The sequence below is a fragment of the Streptomyces sp. NPDC026538 genome, assembly GCF_055567535.1.
Map to the genome: position 1 here is coordinate 381,000 of NZ_JBVHQG010000001.1, position 16,695 is coordinate 397,694.

The window sequence follows — 16,695 nt, forward strand, 5'->3', positions numbered from 1 at the left end:
TCATCCCTGGGTCTTCTGGATAGCTTCGCGAAGCACCTGGCGGTCGTCGAACGGACGGACCACGCCGGCGATGTCCTGGCCCTGCTCGTGGCCCTTGCCGGCGACCAGCACGGTGTCGCCGGGGTGGGCGCGGGCGACGGCCGCGGCGATCGCGGCGGCCCGCTCCTCGAAGAGGAGCACCTCGCCGCGCTCGTGGGCGGGCACCGTGGCGGCGCCTTCGAGCATGGTCGCGAGGATGGCGAGCGGGTCCTCGGAGCGCGGGTTGTCGGAGGTCAGTACGGCCGTGTCGGCGAGCCGGGCGGCGGCGGCGCCCATCGGGGCCCGCTTCGTCCTGTCGCGGTCGCCGCCGCAGCCGAGGACGATGTGCAGCCGGCCCTTGGTGACCTTGCGGAGCGCCTTGAGGACCGATTCGACGGCGTCCGTCTTGTGGGCGTAGTCGACGACCGCGAGGTAGGCCTGTCCGGCGTCCACCCGCTCCAGGCGGCCCGGGACACCCGGGACGGCGGCGACGCCGTCGGCGGCGGTCTGCGGGTCGAGGCCCGCGGCGGCCAGGGCGACGATCGCGGCGAGGGTGTTCGCCACGTTGAAGGGGCCCGGCAGCGGCGACTTGGCGGCGACTCGGACGTCCCCGGGCCCGACGACGGTGAACGTCGAGTCCATCGGGCCGATGTGGACGTCCGCGGCCCGCCAGTCGGCGTCGGGGTGGCCCTCGGCGGAGTAGGTGACGACCGGGACGCCGGCCTCGCGGGCGAGCCTGCGGCCGTACTCGTCGTCGACGTTCACCACCCCCCGTTTACTGCGTCTCGGGGTGAAGAGCTGCGCCTTGGCCCGGTAGTAGTCCTCCATGTCGGAGTGGAACTCCATGTGTTCCGGGCTGAGGTTGGTGAAGACGGCGATGTCGAAGACGCAGCCGTCGACCCGGCCGAGGACCAGGGCGTGGCTGGAGACCTCCATGGCGACCGCCTCGACGCCGCGCTCGCGCATCACGGCGAACAGGGCCTGGAGGTCGGTGGCCTCGGGGGTGGTGCGCTCGGACTTGATGCGCTCGTCGCCGATGCGCATCTCGACGGTGCCGATGAGTCCGGTGCTGCGCGTTCTCTTCAGACCGCCCTCGACCAGGTAGGCCGTGGTGGTCTTGCCGGAGGTGCCGGTGATGCCGATCTGGAGCAGGTCGCGCCCGGGGTGACCGTAGATGGTGGCCGCGAGTTCGCCCATCCGCGCGCGCGGCTCGTCGGCGACCAGGACCGGCAGGCCGGTCGCGGTGGCGCGTTCGGCGCCCGTCGGGTCGGTCAGCACGGCGACCGCGCCGAGTCCGGCGGCCTGGGCGACGAAGTCGGCACCGTGCAGCCGGGCGCCCGGCAGGGCGGCGTACACGTCGCCGGGGCGGACCGCGCGCGAGTCATGGGTGATGCCCGTGACCTCCACCGTGTCCGCGGTGTCCGGGACGGCGACGCCCAGCTGATCGGCGAGCTCCGCGAGGGGTGTGGCGGAGACCTGAACCGGCCTGGGCGGCCCCGGATATGTCACGGAAGCGCCCTTCTGGGTGGTTTGGGACTGATCAGCGTGTGGCACGGCGGTGAGCGTACCGGGCGCACCCGCTCCGGAGCGAAGTGAGGGCTCGGGGGCCCGGTGGTTCCCGGGATCGGGGGTGATCGTTGTCACGGGCTCGTTCCTGGTGGTCTTTCCGAAAAGCTGAGGCGCTGATCAGGGCTTGTAGTCGACGGGCAGGTTCGCCGCCTTGGCACCGGTCGGCGGGATCTGCAGGGTCTTGAGGGCGAACTCCATCACCTGCTTGTAGATCGGGCCGCAGATCTGGCCGCCGAAGTAGCTGCCGGCGGTGGCGTTCTGGATGGCGCAGTAGACGGTGATGCGGGGCTTGTCCGCGGGCGCGAACCCGGCGAACGAGGAGGTGTAGCCGCGGTATCTGCCGGTGGCCGGATCGACTCGGTTGGCGGTACCGGTCTTGCCCGCGACGTTGTAGCCGGGGATGGCCGCCTTGGCGCCCGTGCCCTGCTCGTCGTCCACGACGGACTCCAGCATCTCGGCGAGCGTCTTTGCGGTCTTCTCACTGACCACGCGGGTCTTCTTGGGCTGCGCGGACGGGGTGAAGCGGCCGTCTGCGCCCTTGGAGCCGCGCACCAGGGTGGGCTCCACCCGGATTCCGCCGTTGGCGATCGTCGAGTAGACGGAGGCCGCCTGCATGGCGTTGATGGAGAAACCCTGACCGAAAGGGATCGTGTACTGCTGCGAGGTGGACCACTTGGCCGGGGCGGCGAGGATGCCCCGGGTCTCGCCGGGGAAGCCGAGCCCGGTGTAGCCGCCGATGCCGAACTTGCGCAGATACGAGTAGAGGACCTGGTTGGCCTGCTCCTGGGTCTTGCCGAGCTGGCCGGTGGCGAGGATGGTGCCGATGTTGCTGGACTTGGCGAGCACGCCGTTGAGCGTGAGGTACCAGGTCGCGTGGTCGACGTCGTCCTTGAAGAGCCGGTCGCCGCGGTGCAGCCGGTTGGGCACCACCACGTGCGTGAGCGGGGTGGCGGCGTTCTCCTCCAGGACGGCCGCCATCGACATCACCTTGGCGGTGGAGCCGGGCTCGTAGGCGTCCTGGAGGGCCGCATTGCCCATCGCGGCGGCGTCGGCCGTCGACAGGTCGTTCGGGTCGAAGCCGGGCGAGTTGGCCATCGCCAGGATCTGCCCGGTCCTGGTGTCCTGGACGACCACGTAACCGCGGTCCGCCCTGGACTTCTTGACCTGCTCGGTGATGGCGTTCTGCGCGGCCCACTGGATGTCCCGGTCGATGGTCAGCTCGACGTCCGAGCCGGGTACGGCCGGGGTCTCCGTGGAGCCCGCGGTGGGCACCTCACGGCCACCGGACTGGGCGTAGCGGATCTTGCCGTCCTTGCCGGTCAGCTGCTTGTCGAGCTGCTGCTCGACACCGCCGCCGCCCTTGCCGTCGGCGTTGACCCAGCCCAGTATCCCGGCGGCCAGGTCGCCGTTCGGGTACACCCGCTGGCTGCTGGGGTCGGCGAAGACGCCGGCGAGCACGTTGACGGTGCCGCCGGCGGTCTCGGCCTTGTTGGTGAGCGCGGTCTTCAGGTCCTTGATCTGCTTCCAGACCTGCGGGGTCTGCCGGGCGGCGAGCCGGACGTAGCGCAGCTCCCGGTTCTCGGGCCGCAGCAGCTTGACGAGGGCGGCCTGGTCCTTGCCGAGGATCGGGGCGAGCAGCGCGGCGGCCTGCTCGGGGCCGTCGTTCACCTTGAGCTGCTTGCTGGTGAACATCGTGGGGTCGGCGGTGATGTCGTACGCGTCCTCGCTGATCGCCAGCGCCACGCCGTTGCGGTCGGTGATCCCGCCGCGCTCGGCGGCCAGGGTGTGCACGACGTACCGGTTCTGTTCGGCCTTCGCGGCGTACGCGCTGGCATCGACGGCCTGCACCTGGAGCAGGCGCCCGACGAAGACCAGCAGCACCAGGGTCAGGGCGAAGCCGACCATGCGCAGCCGGGGCCGGGGGCTGCCGAGCCGCAGGGGGCGCTGGGCCGGGGGGCGTGGCGCGCCCGGGCGGCGGACCGGGCGGGCGCCGGGGCCGGGGCCGCGCCGGACCGCGCCCCGGGGCTCCCGGGGGCGGGGCGGCCGGGCAGGGCCGGGCACACGGCGGCGCGGCGATTGCCTTTCTCCAGAAGTGTCTGGCACGTCCGTCACCTGCCGGGGGTCGTGGTCGGGGTCGTCACGGGCGTGAGTGCCGGCGCCGGGGTCGTCACCGGTGTGGTGACCGGCGTGGGCGCCGGTGCGGTCACCGCGGATGAGCCGGCCGGCGTCGGCAGGGCGGGGGACGGCGTGGCGATGGCCTCGGGGGCGGCCGGCTGGGTGGACCCCCGGAGGGCGGCCGTGCTGGGAACGCCCTTGACGGTGCCGTCGGAGCCGAGGAAGGCCGGGTCGCCGCCGGGGACCATGCCGAGTTCGCGGGCCCGGCGCTGCAGGGCGTCGGGGGCGGAGTAGGCGTCGATGTCCCGCTGCAGGGCCTGTTCCTCGTCGGTGAGGTTCTTGGTCTGCTTCTGCAGGTCGTCGAGTTTGAACGAGCCCTCGCTGAGCGCCGAGTTCAGCACCAGCAGGCCGATCAGGCCGCCGCCGAGCAGCAGGACGACCAGCAGGACGAACGGGGTGCGGGCGGCCTGGTTGGCCCGGCCGACCGGAAAGAGCCGGGCGAGCCGGGCGGCCCGCCCTTTCAGCTCGGGTTTCCTACTCACGTGTCCTCCGGTGGGTCCGGAAACCCAGCGTGCTCACGCCGCTCATTCAATGGACTCCCTGATGCGCTGGGCCCCTCGAAGACGCGCGGGCGCGGCCCGGCGGTTCTCGGCGACCTCTTCCTCGGTGGGAAGTTCGGCACCGCGCGTGAGCAGCTTGAGCCGGGGCTGGTACTGCTCGGGCACGACCGGCAGCCCGGGCGGCGCGGTGGTGGCGGCACCGGCCGCGAACACCTGCTTGACGAGGCGGTCTTCGAGCGAGTGGTACGACAGTACGGCGATCCGACCGCCGACCGCGAGGGCCTGCACGGCGGCCGGGATCGCCCTTTCCAGGACGGCCAGTTCGCCGTTGACCTCGATACGCAGCGCCTGGAAGGTGCGCTTGGCCGGATTGCCGCCGGTGCGCTTGGCGGCCTGCGGCAGGGAGTCCCGGATCAGCTCGACGAGCCGGGCGCTGTTGCCGAAGGGCTCCTTCTCGCGCTCCCGGACGATCGCCGAGACGATCCGCTTGGCCTGCTTCTCCTCGCCGTACGCGAAGAGAATGCGCACCAGGTCACCGGCCGGGTAGGTGTTGAGGACCTCGGCGGCGCTGATGCCGGTGGTCTGGTCCATGCGCATGTCGAGGGGGGCGTCCTGGGCGTAGGCGAAGCCGCGGTCCGCCTCGTCGAGCTGCATGGAGGAGACGCCGAGGTCGAACAGCACGCCCTGCACGCGCGCGATGCCGAGACGTTCGAGTACGTCGGGCAGCTCGTCGTAGACGGCGTGCACCAGGGTGGCGCGGTCGCCGAAGGGGGCGAGGCGCTCGCCGGACAGGCGCAGGGCCTCCTTGTCGCGGTCGAGGGCGACCAGACGGGCCTCGGGGAAGCGGGCCAGCAGCGCCTCGCTGTGGCCGCCGAGGCCGAGGGTGCAGTCGACGACCACGCTGCCCGGCGCCGCCAGGGCGGGTGCCAGCAGATCCAGGCACCGCTGGAGCATCACCGGAACGTGTCGACTCTGGCTCAAGGGGGCCTCTCAGGTCCGCGCGGGAGATACGCACCGCCGGGTCCCCGCCCGCTCGGTACGCGCGCCGCGCACGTGGGGAGACGGTCCGGGCGCCGTGCCGGGGTCTCCAGGGGATTTCACCAGCGGGGAGAGCCTCGCCTCCCGCTTCGCGTCACTTTAGTCCACCGTGTCGCCCGGTCAATCAACCGGCCTGTACGGCGCGTACGGCAGGGCGGCGTGGGCCGGGATTGGAAAGGAATCACCCGTACGGCCCCGGTTTGCGCTCCGTGTGGGTTAGCTCACAACGAGCCACGATGACGTTCTTTGTGCCCCCTCACAGCAGGCTCTGTACGCCCGTGACCAGTACCGTCGTGTCTATGACGACTTCCGCAGCAGCTCCCACCGGACCCGAAGGCGCCATAACCGACGGCGGCACCGTGACGGATCGCCTGGTCGACGCCAACCGCACGTACGCGTCCGCCTTCACCGACCCCGGCATGGACGCCCGGCCCGTGCTGCACGTGGCCGTGGTGTCCTGTATGGACGCCCGCATCGACCTGCACAAGGCGCTCGGCCTGCAACTCGGCGACTGTCACACCATCCGCAACGCGGGCGGCGTGGTCACCGACGACGTGATCCGCTCCCTCACCATCAGCCAGCGCAAGCTCGGCACCCGCAGCGTGGTCCTCATCCACCACACCGGCTGCGGCCTGGAGGCCCTCACCGAGGACTTCCGCACCGAGCTGGAGATGGAGGTCGGCCAGCGCCCGGCCTGGGCGGTGGAGTCCTTCCGGGACGTCGACCAGGACGTACGGCAGTCCATGCAGCGGGTGCGCACCTCGCCGTTCCTGCTGCACACCGACGACGTACGCGGCTTCGTCTTCGACGTCCGCACCGGGCTGCTCCGTGAGGTCGACCCCGCCTGAGCCCACCGGCTCCGACGGCCCGCCCGCCCCGAAAACCGCCGCCGTACCCTGTCAGGACGCTGTCGAAATACACGGCCGAAAGACCGTAAGACCGACATAGTGCGAGCAGTTGTCCACAGGCGAGTGACACGAATCGGTAACGGCAGCAAGAATGCGGTGTGGGACGTCGCGCGGAACTATTCACGCGTGGTGTCCGTGTTTCGGGGTGGGCCGGTTCCGCTGACAGAGCGCCGGCCCGGGCAATAAGGGGCCGAGGAGGGCCGGGTGACGACCTATGACGATCGAGCGAGCCTTACTGATCTGACCGCCACTGTGGAGCGGGTCCGCAGTTCGGTTGAGGGTGTGATCGAGGGCAAGCCGGAGGTCGTACGGCTTTCGCTGACCGTGCTGCTGGCCGAGGGACATCTTCTGATCGAGGACGTCCCGGGTGTCGGCAAGACGATGCTGGCGAAGGCGCTGGCGCGGTCCATCGACTGTTCGGTGCGACGCATCCAGTTCACGCCCGACCTGCTGCCGTCGGACATCACCGGCGTGTCCATCTGGGACCAGCAGCGACGGGACTTCGAGTTCAAACCGGGCGCCATCTTCGCCCAGATCGTGATCGGCGACGAGATCAACCGCGCCTCGCCCAAGACCCAGTCCGCGCTGCTGGAGTCGATGGAGGAGCGGCAGGTCACCATCGACGGGCAGACCTATGAACTGCCCAGCCCGTTCATGGTGGTGGCCACCCAGAACCCGGTCGAGATGGAGGGCACCTACCCGCTGCCGGAGGCCCAGCGCGACCGCTTCATGGCCCGCGTCTCGGTCGGCTACCCCAGCGCGGAGGCCGAGTTGCAGATGCTCGACATCCACGGCGGGGCGAACCCCCTGGACGACCTCCAGCCGGTGGCGCACGCGCACGACATCGTGAAGCTCGTCGAGACCGTACGGGGTGTCCATGTCGCCGAGACGGTCCGGCGGTACGCGGTGGACCTGGTCTCCGCCACCCGTACCCACCCCGACCTCAGACTCGGCGCCTCCCCGCGCGCGACGCTGCACCTGCTGCGCGCGGCGAAGGCGTCCGCGGCCCTGAGCGGCCGGGAGTACGCGCTCCCGGACGACGTACAGGCACTCGCCGTGGCGGTCCTGGCGCACCGGCTGCTGCCCACCGCCCAGGCCCAGCTCAACCGGCGTACCGCCGAGCAGGTCGTCCAGGAGATCCTGCAGCAGACCCCGGTGCCCGCGGCGGCCCCCCGGCAGCAGAACGGCTTCGGCGGTCTGGGCCGGGGCGTGCCGGCGTATCCCCAGCAGCCCCCGCGGAGTCTGTGATGAGCGCCCCGGCGGAGGCCGACCGTGACGAGTCGGGCGGCGTCCGCACGGCCCTGGCCGGGCTGACCACCCGCGGCCGCTCCTTCCTGGCGGCCGGCATCGCGGCGGTGATCTGCGCGTACATCCTCGGCCAGAGCGATCTGCGCCGGGTCGGGCTGCTGCTCGCCGTGCTGCCGCTGATCTGCGCGGCCGTGCTCTACCGCACCCGCTACCGGGTGGCCGGCAGCCGCCGGCTCTCCCCCTCGCGGGTGCCGGCCGGCAGCGAGGCCCGGGTCCATCTGCGGATGGACAACGTCTCGCGGCTGCCCACCGGCCTGCTGATGCTCCAGGACCGGGTGCCCTACGTCCTCGGTCCGCGCCCGCGCTTCGTCCTGGACCGGGTCGAGCCGGGCGGCCGCCGGGAGGTCTCCTACCGGGTCCGCTCCGACCTGCGCGGCCGCTATCCGCTGGGCCCGCTCCAGCTGCGCCTGACCGATCCGTTCGGGATGTGCGAACTGACCCGGTCCTTCTCGACGTTCGACACCCTGACCGTCATCCCGCGCGTGGAGCCGCTGTCGCCGATCCGGCTCAGCGGCGAGGCGAAGGGTTACGGCGACGGGCGGCAGCGCTCGCTGGCCCTGGCCGGCGAGGACGACGTGATCCCGCGCGGCTACCGGTACGGCGACGACCTGCGCCGCGTACACTGGCGCTCCACCGCCCGCTACGGCGAGCTGATGGTGCGCCGCGAGGAGCAACCGCAGCGCGCCCGCTGCACGGTGCTGCTGGACACCCGGGGCATCGCCTACGAGGGCGCGGGCCCCGACTCGGCGTTCGAGTGGGCGGTCTCCGGCGCCGCCTCGGTCCTGGTCCACATGCTCGAACGCGGCTTCTCGGTCCGGCTGTTGACGGACACCGGCAGCGCGGTGCCCGGTGAGGGCGCCGACGGTTTCGCGGGCTCCGGCCAGGACTCGGCGGACGCGGCCGGGCTGATGATGGACACCCTGGCCGTGGTCGACCACTCGGACGGCACCGGCCTGTCCCGGGCCTACGACGTCCTGCGCGGCGGGAACGAGGGGCTGCTCGTGGCCTTCCTGGGCGACCTCGACGAGGAACAGGCGGCGGTGGCCACCAAGATGCGCCGGCGCAGCGGCGGTGCCGTCGCCTTCGTCCTGGACCCGGACACCTGGGTGCGGGAGCCCACCGACGTGCCCGCGCCGGGCAACGCCCACGAGGAGCGGCTGCGGATGCTGCGCGAGGCCGGCTGGACGGCGGTCAGCGTGGCGCGCGGTGCTCCGCTGGCCGAGCTGTGGCGGCAGGCCGACCGGGAGCGTCTGTCGGTGGCCGCGGCGGGCGGGGAGGCCCGGTGATGAGCGGACGGGCCCGGCTGGCCCTCACCGCGGCGGCGGCGACGCTGATGGCGTCCTGTTCCCTGCTGCCCCTGGTCTCTCCGTGGACCTGGCTGTTCCAGGCGGCCTTCCTGGTGGCGATCCAGACCGGCGTCGGCGCGGCCGCGCGGCGGGTGCCGCTGGCCCGGCCGCTGACCGTGGCCGCGCAGGCCCTGGTCACGCTGCTGATGCTGACCCTGGTCTTCGCCCGGGGCCACGCGATCGCCGGGCTGATCCCCGGCCCGGACACCTTCCGGTACTTCGCCGACCTGCTGCAGCAGGGCTCCGACGACGTCAGCCGGTATGCGATACCCGCGCCGCTGTCGGACGGCATCCGGCTGATGGTGATCGGCGGGGTACTGGTCGTCGGGCTGATCGTGGACACCCTCGCGGTGACCTTCCGCAGCGCGGCCCCGGCCGGACTGCCGCTGCTCGCGCTGTACTCGGTGGCGGCGGGTCTGTCCGACGGACCGACCGACTGGCTCTGGTTCCTGGTGGCGGCGGCCGGCTACCTGCTGTTGCTGCTCGCCGAGGGCCGGGACCGGCTCTCGCAGTGGGGCCGGGTGTTCGGCGGGGTCTCCCGCACCCCGGGCGGCCCGGAGAGCGGCGCGGTGGCCCCGGTGCGCACCGGACGCCGGATCGGCTTCGCGGTGCTGGGCGTCGCTCTGTTCGTGCCGTTCGTGATGCCCTCGATCCAGGGCGGCCTGCTGGACGGCACCGGGAACGGCGTCGGCGTGGGCAACGGGAACGGCGGCACGATCTCCGCGGTCAACCCGCTGGTGTCGCTGCGGGACAGCCTCAACCTGGACGAGGACCGGCAGGTGCTGTCCGTACGGACCAGCACCGCCGACATCTCCGACATGTATCTGCGGATCGTCTCCCTGGACGACTTCGACGGCACTACCTGGAAGCCGGCCCAGCGGCACATCACCGGAGTCCCGGACACCTTCCCGACCCCGGTCGGCCTGGGCGGCGACGTCAAGCGGGCGACGGTGCGGACCACGATCTCGGCCGCCGGCTGGTACGCCCAGGACTGGCTGCCGATGCCGTACCCGCCGAGCGGGGTGAAGGTCGCCGGCACCTGGCGCTACGAGCCCGTCGGGATGACCCTGGTCGGCGACCACGGGCAGAGCACCCGCGGTGAGACCTACCAGGTCACCAGTCTGGACGTGCAGCCGACGGCGGATCAGCTGGCCGCGGCGCCGGAGCCGTCGGCGGCCATGAAGAAGGATTACACCAAGGTGCCCTCCTCGCTGCCGTCGGTGGTGGCGCAGACGGCCCGGGAGGTCACCGCGGGCTCGACGAGCCACTACGAGGAGGCGGTCAAGCTCCAGGACTACTTCGCGGTGAACGGCGGCTTCCAGTACGACACCCAGGTGCAGGTCGGCCGGGGCGAGGGCGCGATCGCGAACTTCCTGAAGCAGAAGCGCGGTTTCTGCGTGCACTTCTCCTTCGCGATGGCCGCGATGGCCCGGACGCTGGGCATCCCGGCCCGGGTCGCGGTGGGCTTCGCGCCCGGCACCCCGCAGGCCGACGGCACGGTCTCGGTGGGCCTCAAAGACGCGCACGCCTGGCCCGAACTGTACTTCGAGGGCGTGGGCTGGACCCGGTTCGAGCCGACCCCGACCCGCGGCACCACGCCGTCGTACACCGTCTCGGACGCCCCCGGCTCCTCGGTGCCGGACCAGACGCTGCCCTCCAAGGGCGCCTCGGCGGCGCCGTCGGCCTCGGCCTCGGAGAGCCAGAGCTGCTCGGCCCAGCTGCGCAAGCAGGACGTCTGCGCGAGCCCGTCGGCGGCGAGCGCGGTGCAGCAGGGCGACGGCGGGCCGCCGTGGTGGCAGCTGGCGCTGTGGGCGCTCGCCGGACTCGCCGTCCTGGCGGTGCCGCTGTCGCCGATGCTCTACCGGCAGCGGGTGCGTGCCAACCGGCTCGGGGCCTACGACCGTACCCCCGACGGTGTGGCGGCGCACACGCTGGCGGTCTGGCAGGAACTGATCGACACGGTCTGGGACTTCGGCGTCCCGCCGGACGACTCGCAGAGCCCGCGCGGCGCGGCCGCCCGGATCGTCCTGCTGGGCCACCTCGACCCGGTCGCCGCCGCGTCGGTGCACCGGGTGGCGGACGCGGTCGAACAGGTGCTGTACGCGCCACGGCCGCGGCTGACGGCGGGCCTCTCGGACGACGTCCGTCGGGTGACGGCCGCGTTCAACGGCACGGTCAGCGTCCCCACCCGGCTGAGGGCGCTGTTCGTCCCGCGGTCGGCCGTGCGGGCGCTGTGGGCGGCGTCGGTCGGGTGGGCGCGGCTGCGGGAGCGGGCGGCAGCGGCCCGCCCGACCCTGCGCAAGCCGTCGAACCAGCAGGGCTGACCGGCGGTGGGCTGGCCGAACGGCAGCGGCCTCACCGAACGGCGGCGGCTCTTACCGGCAGAAGGTTGACGGTCAGGGGGCTCGCCGACCGGCAGCGGGCTGACCGGCAGCGGGTTCGCTGACCGGCGGCGGGCCGACCGGCAGCGGCCTCACCGAACGGTGGCGGCTCGCACCGGCAGAAGGTTGACGGGCAGCGGGCTCGCCGGCCGGCGCAGGGCCCGGCGGACATGACTGAGGGGTGACCACCCGGTGGGTGGTCACCCCTCAGTCGCGCTCTGTTCTGCCTGTTCGGCGAATCCCTACTGGCCCTGCTCGTCTCGGCGGCGCTGCCAGCGCTCCTCGATGCGGTCCATCACGGAGCGCTTCGGCCGGACCTGACGGCGGGCCTGCTGGCCTCCCGCGGGCTGCTCGCCGGGCTTGGGAGCCTTGCGCCAGCCGGTGACGGCGAGGACCGCGCAGCCCAGCATGACGAGGAAGCCCACCACGCTGACCCAGATCTGCTTGGCAACCATTCCGGCCATGAGGAGCGCGATACCCACGAGGAAGCCGGCGATCGCCTGGTAGACCCGTCGCCGGGTGTACGACCGCAGCCCGCTTCCCTCAAGCGCTGTCGCGAACTTGGGGTCTTCGGCGTACAGCGCTCGCTCCATCTGCTCAAGCATTCGCTGCTCGTGCTCCGAGAGCGGCACGGCGTCCTCCTCATCGTGCAGTCGCCGGGGCGACCCGGGGGGTCCCTTCAGGATAGGCAGGGAATCGCCCCCGTGAAACCCGCCCCTCTAGGCCAATTGGCCAACCGGAATCCGCCATGGCCGTTCCGGCTCGCTGAGGCTTCCATTCCCCGGCGGCCGGCCCGTCATGCCGAGCGGTCTCCCTCGATCATACGGCGCAAACCCCTCGATCGGGGGGCCTGTGGCGTACTCCATCCGCTGCCGAGTCCCTGATCAGCGGCTCGTCTCAGGGGAATCTCAGGCCCCGGCCGCGCCCGGAGTCTCGCCGAGGACGTGGAGCTGGGTGGCGAAGGCGTGGAAGGCCGGGAGCTCGGCCGCGGCGGCCTCCAGCTTGAGCAGCGCGTCGAGAGCGCCGGGCTCGGTGTCCACCAGGACGCCGGGGACGAGGTCGGCGAAGACCCGTACGCCGTGCACGGCGGCGACGGCCAGACCCGCGCCCTCGACCAGGCCGGTGAGCTGCTCGGCGGTGAAGCGGCGCGGCATGGGGTCGCCGCTGCCCCAGCGGCCGTCGGGGTCGTCGAGGGCCTGCCGGGCCTCCTTGAAGTGCCCGGCGATGGCCCGCGCGACCACGGCCCCACCGAGTCCGGCGGCGAGCAGGCTGAGGACGCCCTCGGAGCGCAGCGCGGCCACCGTGTTGCGCACGCCCTCGGCCGGGTCGTCGACGTACTCCAGGACGCCGTGGCAGAGCACGATGTCGTGGCTGCCGCGCTCGACCACGTCGAACAGGCCGAGGACGTCGCCCTGCACGCCCTTGACCCGGTCGGCGACGTCGGCCTCGGCGGCGCGGCGCTCCAGCGCGAACAGCGCGTTCGGGCTGGGGTCGACGACGGTGACGCGGTGGCCGAGACGGGCGAGGGGCACGGCGAAGTTGCCGCTGCCGCCGCCGGTGTCGAGGACGTCCAGCGCGTCCCGGCCGGTGGCCTTGACCCGGCGGTCGAGGGCGTCCTGGAGGACCTCCCAGACCACGGCGGTACGGAGAGAAGCGCGGGGTCGTGTGGGGTCCGGCACGGCAGTTGACTCCTCGGCGCGGCACCGCCTGTTGCCCGGCGGCGCGAACTCGGTGCCTCCCCGGCCCGGAGTGCGGGAGGAGGGAAGGCTTCAGGCGCTCTCCACCCTATTGCCTCCGCTGCCCGGCCATGGCCTCCGCCGCCTCCCCCCGATCCTCCCGGGCAGGGCGTCCGCGTCCTGGTCAGCCCGCGTCGGGCAACCCCCTGTCCGGGGCGCCGTCCGGCTGCTCACCGTCCTGTCGGCGGGGCTGCGGCAGCACCGGCTGGAGGATGAGCATCCGCTCGACGATACGGAGGAACATCTCCACGTCCCGTATCAGGTCGTCGGCGTCGCGGCGGCCGGCCGCGCCCTGGATGCCCGCCTCGGCGCGGGCGCGGCGGCCGGCGCCGGAGGCGAACAGGGCGCTCCACTCCGTGAGCTCGGGCGCCACCTCGGGGAGCACCTCCCAGGCGCTGCGGATGCGGGCCCGGCGCCGGGGCGAGGTCTCGGGGCGGGCGCGGGCGGCGAGCACGGCGGCCGCGGTGCGCAGGGCGGCCAGATGGGCCGTCGCATAGCGCTCGTTGGGGGTGTCGAGGAGTTCGGCCTCGTCGAGGGAGGCGCGGGCCTGGGCGAGCAGGTCGAGGGCGGCGGGCGGGGCGGTGGCCCGGCGGAGCACGGGGTGCACGTCGCTCGCCGGGCCGGTCAGTGAGGGGGCAGGGCCGGTGGCGCGGCGCCGGTGGGCGGCGGCCGCTGAGGAGTTGGCCATGACGAACCTCCCGTCGTCTGGGTGACGGCTCCCTTACCCGGGGTGCCGTATGTGCCCATCGTGCGGTATGGCACTGACAATCCGTTCTGACCTGGGGTTTTGCTTCGATCGCGAGTTCGGGCTAGTTTTTGCACTGACCAGTCAGTTCAAAATGAAGCCGATGCGGACACCACTTCGGAAGGCAGGGGGGAACCTGTGCACGGCGTACCTGTCAGGGCCGAGGGGCTCGGGCTCAAGGGCCCGCGCGGCTGGGCGTTCCAGGGGATCTCCCTGGACGCCGGGCCCGGCGCGCTGATCGCGGTGGAGGGGCCGTCCGGCTCCGGCCGCACCTGTCTGCTGCTGGCCCTCACCGGACGGATGAGGGCCACCGAGGGCACCGGGACCGTCGGCGGGGCCCGGCTGCCCAAGCAGTTGGCGGCAGTGCGCCGGATCAGCGCGGTGGCCAACGTCGCCGGGGTCACCGACCTCGACCCCGCCCTGACCGTCGGCGAACACCTGCGGGAACGGGCCCTGCTGCAGCGCCGGTTCGGCGACTCGCTGCGCGCCCTGCTGCGGCCCCGGGCCGAGAAGGGCGCACAGGCACGGCAGTTGACCGACGAGGCCCTGGCCGCCGCCGGGCTCGACCTGGAGTCGCTGCCGAAGGGCGCCCGGACCGCCGTACGGGATCTGGAGCGGATCGAGGCACTGCGGCTGTCGGTGGCGCTGGCGCTGGTCGGGAGGCCGCGGCTGCTCGCCGTGGACGACGCGGACCTGAAGCTGTCCGCGGCCGAACGGACCCAGGTGCGGACGCTGTTGGCGTCGATCGCCGAGGCCGGCACGACCGTGGTGGCGGTCTGCGGGGAGGCGCTGGAGGGGGCCGTCGTGGTACGCACCGGGACCGTTCAGGAAGAGGAGAGCGGGATGCCGGAAGGCCCCGGAACCGGGGAGGAGGCCGGCGATGCGCTCACCGCGACTGGCCGCGCTTGAGCTCAGGCGCTTCGGACGGGGGAAGCTGCCCCGCGCGGCCCTGGTGGCCCTGCTGGTGCTGCCGCTGCTGTACGGCGCGCTCTATCTGTGGTCGTTCTGGGATCCGTACGGCCGGCTGGACCGCATCCCGGTGGCGCTCGTGAACGACGACAAGGGGGCGAGCGCGAGCGGCAGGAAGATCACCGCGGGCGACGACATCGTCGACGGGCTGCGGGACAGCAGGACGTTCGAGTGGCACCAGGTGAGCGCCGCCGAGGCACACCGGGGTGTCGAGAACGGCACCTACTACCTGTCGCTGACCATGCCCGCCGACTTCAGCTCGCGCATCGCCTCCAGTGCCGGCGACTCCCCGGAGACCGGTGCGCTCCAGGTCCGCACGAACGACGCGAACAACTACATCGTCGGCCAGATCTCCCGCACGGTCTTCAACGAGGTGCGCTCGGCCGCGTCCGCGAAGGCCTCCCGGTCCTTCCTGGACCGCATCTTCATCTCGTTCGCCGACATCCACGGGCAGACCGTGCGGGCCGCCGAGGGCGCCGACACGCTCAGCGGCGGCATCGGGAAGGCCGAGAAGGGCTCGAAGGACCTCGCGGACGGGCTGACGGACGCCAAGTCCGGCAGCGGGAAGCTCGCCAAGGGGATCAGGAAGCTGGACACGGGCGCGGGGACGCTCAAGGACGGTTCCCGGCAGGTCGCGGACGGCACCCAGGCGCTCGCGGACCAGGTCAACGGGGTCTACGGCAGGGTCGGCCCGTATCTCGCGGACAACGAGAAGACCATCGGCGACACCGCGCGGCTGGTCGCCGACTCGGCGCGGACCGTCCGCGACAACCTGGGCGTCCTGGTAAAGGCGGCCCCCGTGGCCGCGAAGACCGCGCACACGGCCGCCGGCACGCTGGACGACGTCTACCGGGCGCGCTGCTCGGCCGGGCTGCTGACCGACCCGGTCTGTCCCGACCTGAAGAAGGCCAGGGACGCGGCCGACGACGTGGCCGCAGTCGCCGACGACCTCGACACGCTGATCGCGGACCAGCACGGCGACCTGAAGACGCTCGACGGGAACCTCGGCACCCTCCAGCGGCAGGCCCAGGCCCTCGCCGACCGGGCCCCGCACCTCTCCGAGGACGTAGCCGACGCCGTCAAGAAGATCAACAAGCTGAACGACGGCGCGGCCCGGGTCGCCGCGGGCGCCGAGAAGCTGCACACCGGCCTCGGCACGGCCCTGACCGGCGCGACCGGTCTGGACTCGGGCGTCGGCAAGCTCGAGAGCGGCGCCTACGACCTCAACGGCGGGATGTACAAGCTCGTCGACGGCTCCGGCAAGCTCGCCGGCGGTCTGCACGACGGCGCCGCCCGGATCCCCGACTACGGCAAGCAGGACCGCGACCGGCGCACCGGGGTGATGGCCGACCCGGTCCAGCTCGCCTCCAGGGACCTGCACAAGGCACCCAACTACGGCACCGGGTTCGCCCCGTACTTCATCCCGCTGTCCCTGTGGGTCGGCGCGATGGTGGCCTACATGCTGATCCCGCCGCTCAACCGGCGTGCCCTGGCGGCCGGTTCGGCGGCCTGGCGGATCGCGCTGGCGGGCTGGCTGCCGGTGGTCGCGGTCGGGGTGCTGCAGACGGCCGCCCTGATGGCCGTACTGCACTGGGCGATCGGTCTGGAGATGGTCCACGCGGCCGGGACGGTCGGGTTCCTGTTCCTGGTGACGGCGTGCTTCGCGGCGATCGTGCAGTGGCTGAACGCGCGCTTCGGGGCGGCCGGCCGAATCCTGGTGCTGGCGCTGCTGATGCTCCAGCTGACCTCGGCGGGCGGCACCTATCCCGTGCAGACCAGCCCGGGCTTCTTCAACGCGATCCACCCCTTCCTGCCGATGAGCTACATCGTGGCGGCCCTGCGGAGGCTGATCACGGGCGGCGGGCTGGGACCGGTGTGGCAGGCCTGTGCCGTCCTGACGGCGTTCACGGCGGGCGCCCTCGCGCTCACCGCCCTCTCGGCCCGGCGCCGCCAGGTGTGGACGCTGGACCGGCTGCACCCCGAGCTGAGCCTGTGAGGAGAT

The 16,695-nt window shown here is 72.6% G+C and carries 13 protein-coding genes; 6 read left to right on the forward strand and 7 right to left on the reverse strand.

Features of this window, described 5'->3' with window-relative positions; genetic code table 11:
• The 4 genes from ACZ4N4_RS01765 to rsmH are packed head-to-tail and all read right to left on the reverse strand — an operon-like array spanning position 1 to position 5,243.
• Positions 1 to 1,662, reverse strand: a complete 1,662-nt coding sequence (locus tag ACZ4N4_RS01765) for a UDP-N-acetylmuramoyl-L-alanyl-D-glutamate--2,6-diaminopimelate ligase (protein WP_467583293.1) — start codon at positions 1,660 to 1,662, stop codon at positions 1 to 3.
• 42 nt (positions 1,663 to 1,704) lie between these two features.
• Positions 1,705 to 3,690 (reverse strand): peptidoglycan D,D-transpeptidase FtsI family protein, encoded by a 1,986-nt coding sequence (locus ACZ4N4_RS01770; protein WP_467583295.1) that lies wholly within the window; start codon positions 3,688 to 3,690, stop codon positions 1,705 to 1,707.
• Positions 3,691 to 3,695: 5 nt separating this feature from the next.
• Complete coding sequence (ftsL, locus tag ACZ4N4_RS01775) at positions 3,696 to 4,244, reverse strand: cell division protein FtsL (RefSeq protein ID WP_453571360.1); 549 nt, start codon at positions 4,242 to 4,244, stop codon at positions 3,696 to 3,698.
• 42 nt (positions 4,245 to 4,286) lie between these two features.
• Complete coding sequence (rsmH, locus tag ACZ4N4_RS01780; protein ID WP_450759996.1) at positions 4,287 to 5,243, reverse strand: 16S rRNA (cytosine(1402)-N(4))-methyltransferase RsmH; 957 nt, start codon at positions 5,241 to 5,243, stop codon at positions 4,287 to 4,289.
• Positions 5,244 to 5,599: 356 nt separating this feature from the next.
• Between rsmH and ACZ4N4_RS01785 the strand changes: the two genes are divergently transcribed.
• From ACZ4N4_RS01785 to ACZ4N4_RS01800, 4 genes are all read left to right on the forward strand, one after another.
• The gene (locus ACZ4N4_RS01785; protein ID WP_453571363.1) at positions 5,600 to 6,148 is read left to right on the forward strand and encodes a beta-class carbonic anhydrase; all 549 of its coding nucleotides are present in this window, start codon (positions 5,600 to 5,602) and stop codon (positions 6,146 to 6,148) included.
• Positions 6,149 to 6,412: 264 nt separating this feature from the next.
• On the forward strand, positions 6,413 to 7,456 hold the full coding sequence (locus ACZ4N4_RS01790) for an AAA family ATPase (protein ID WP_450759992.1): 1,044 nt from the start codon (positions 6,413 to 6,415) through the stop codon (positions 7,454 to 7,456).
• Positions 7,456 to 8,802, forward strand: coding sequence for a DUF58 domain-containing protein (locus ACZ4N4_RS01795; protein ID WP_453571365.1), 1,347 nt, complete (start codon positions 7,456 to 7,458; stop codon positions 8,800 to 8,802). The genes ACZ4N4_RS01790 and ACZ4N4_RS01795 overlap by 1 nt, the downstream gene beginning before the upstream one ends.
• Positions 8,802 to 11,186, forward strand: coding sequence for a transglutaminase TgpA family protein (locus ACZ4N4_RS01800; RefSeq protein WP_467583301.1), 2,385 nt, complete (start codon positions 8,802 to 8,804; stop codon positions 11,184 to 11,186). The genes ACZ4N4_RS01795 and ACZ4N4_RS01800 overlap by 1 nt, the downstream gene beginning before the upstream one ends.
• A gap of 299 nt (positions 11,187 to 11,485) precedes the next feature.
• On the opposite strand, the gene ACZ4N4_RS01805 is transcribed toward ACZ4N4_RS01800, so the two are convergent.
• The 3 genes from ACZ4N4_RS01805 to ACZ4N4_RS01815 all read right to left on the reverse strand — a co-directional run bounded on the left by ACZ4N4_RS01805 (position 11,486) and on the right by ACZ4N4_RS01815 (position 13,667).
• Positions 11,486 to 11,875, reverse strand: a complete 390-nt coding sequence (locus ACZ4N4_RS01805) for a DUF3040 domain-containing protein (RefSeq protein ID WP_453571371.1) — start codon at positions 11,873 to 11,875, stop codon at positions 11,486 to 11,488.
• A 276-nt stretch (positions 11,876 to 12,151) separates the two neighbouring features.
• Positions 12,152 to 12,922, reverse strand: a complete 771-nt coding sequence (locus ACZ4N4_RS01810; RefSeq protein ID WP_453571374.1) for a methyltransferase — start codon at positions 12,920 to 12,922, stop codon at positions 12,152 to 12,154.
• 181 nt (positions 12,923 to 13,103) lie between these two features.
• Positions 13,104 to 13,667 carry an SAV_6107 family HEPN domain-containing protein gene (locus ACZ4N4_RS01815; protein ID WP_467583304.1) on the reverse strand — a complete coding sequence of 188 codons (564 nt, stop codon included), beginning with the start codon at positions 13,665 to 13,667 and terminating at the stop codon, positions 13,104 to 13,106.
• A gap of 195 nt (positions 13,668 to 13,862) precedes the next feature.
• On the opposite strand from ACZ4N4_RS01815, the gene ACZ4N4_RS01820 reads away from it, so the two are divergent.
• Both ACZ4N4_RS01820 and ACZ4N4_RS01825 read left to right on the forward strand, forming a co-directional pair.
• Positions 13,863 to 14,633, forward strand: a complete 771-nt coding sequence (locus ACZ4N4_RS01820) for an ATP-binding cassette domain-containing protein (RefSeq protein WP_467583307.1) — start codon at positions 13,863 to 13,865, stop codon at positions 14,631 to 14,633.
• Positions 14,605 to 16,689 (forward strand): YhgE/Pip family protein, encoded by a 2,085-nt coding sequence (locus ACZ4N4_RS01825; protein WP_467583309.1) that lies wholly within the window; start codon positions 14,605 to 14,607, stop codon positions 16,687 to 16,689. The genes ACZ4N4_RS01820 and ACZ4N4_RS01825 overlap by 29 nt, the downstream gene beginning before the upstream one ends.
• Positions 16,690 to 16,695 lie beyond the last annotated feature (6 nt).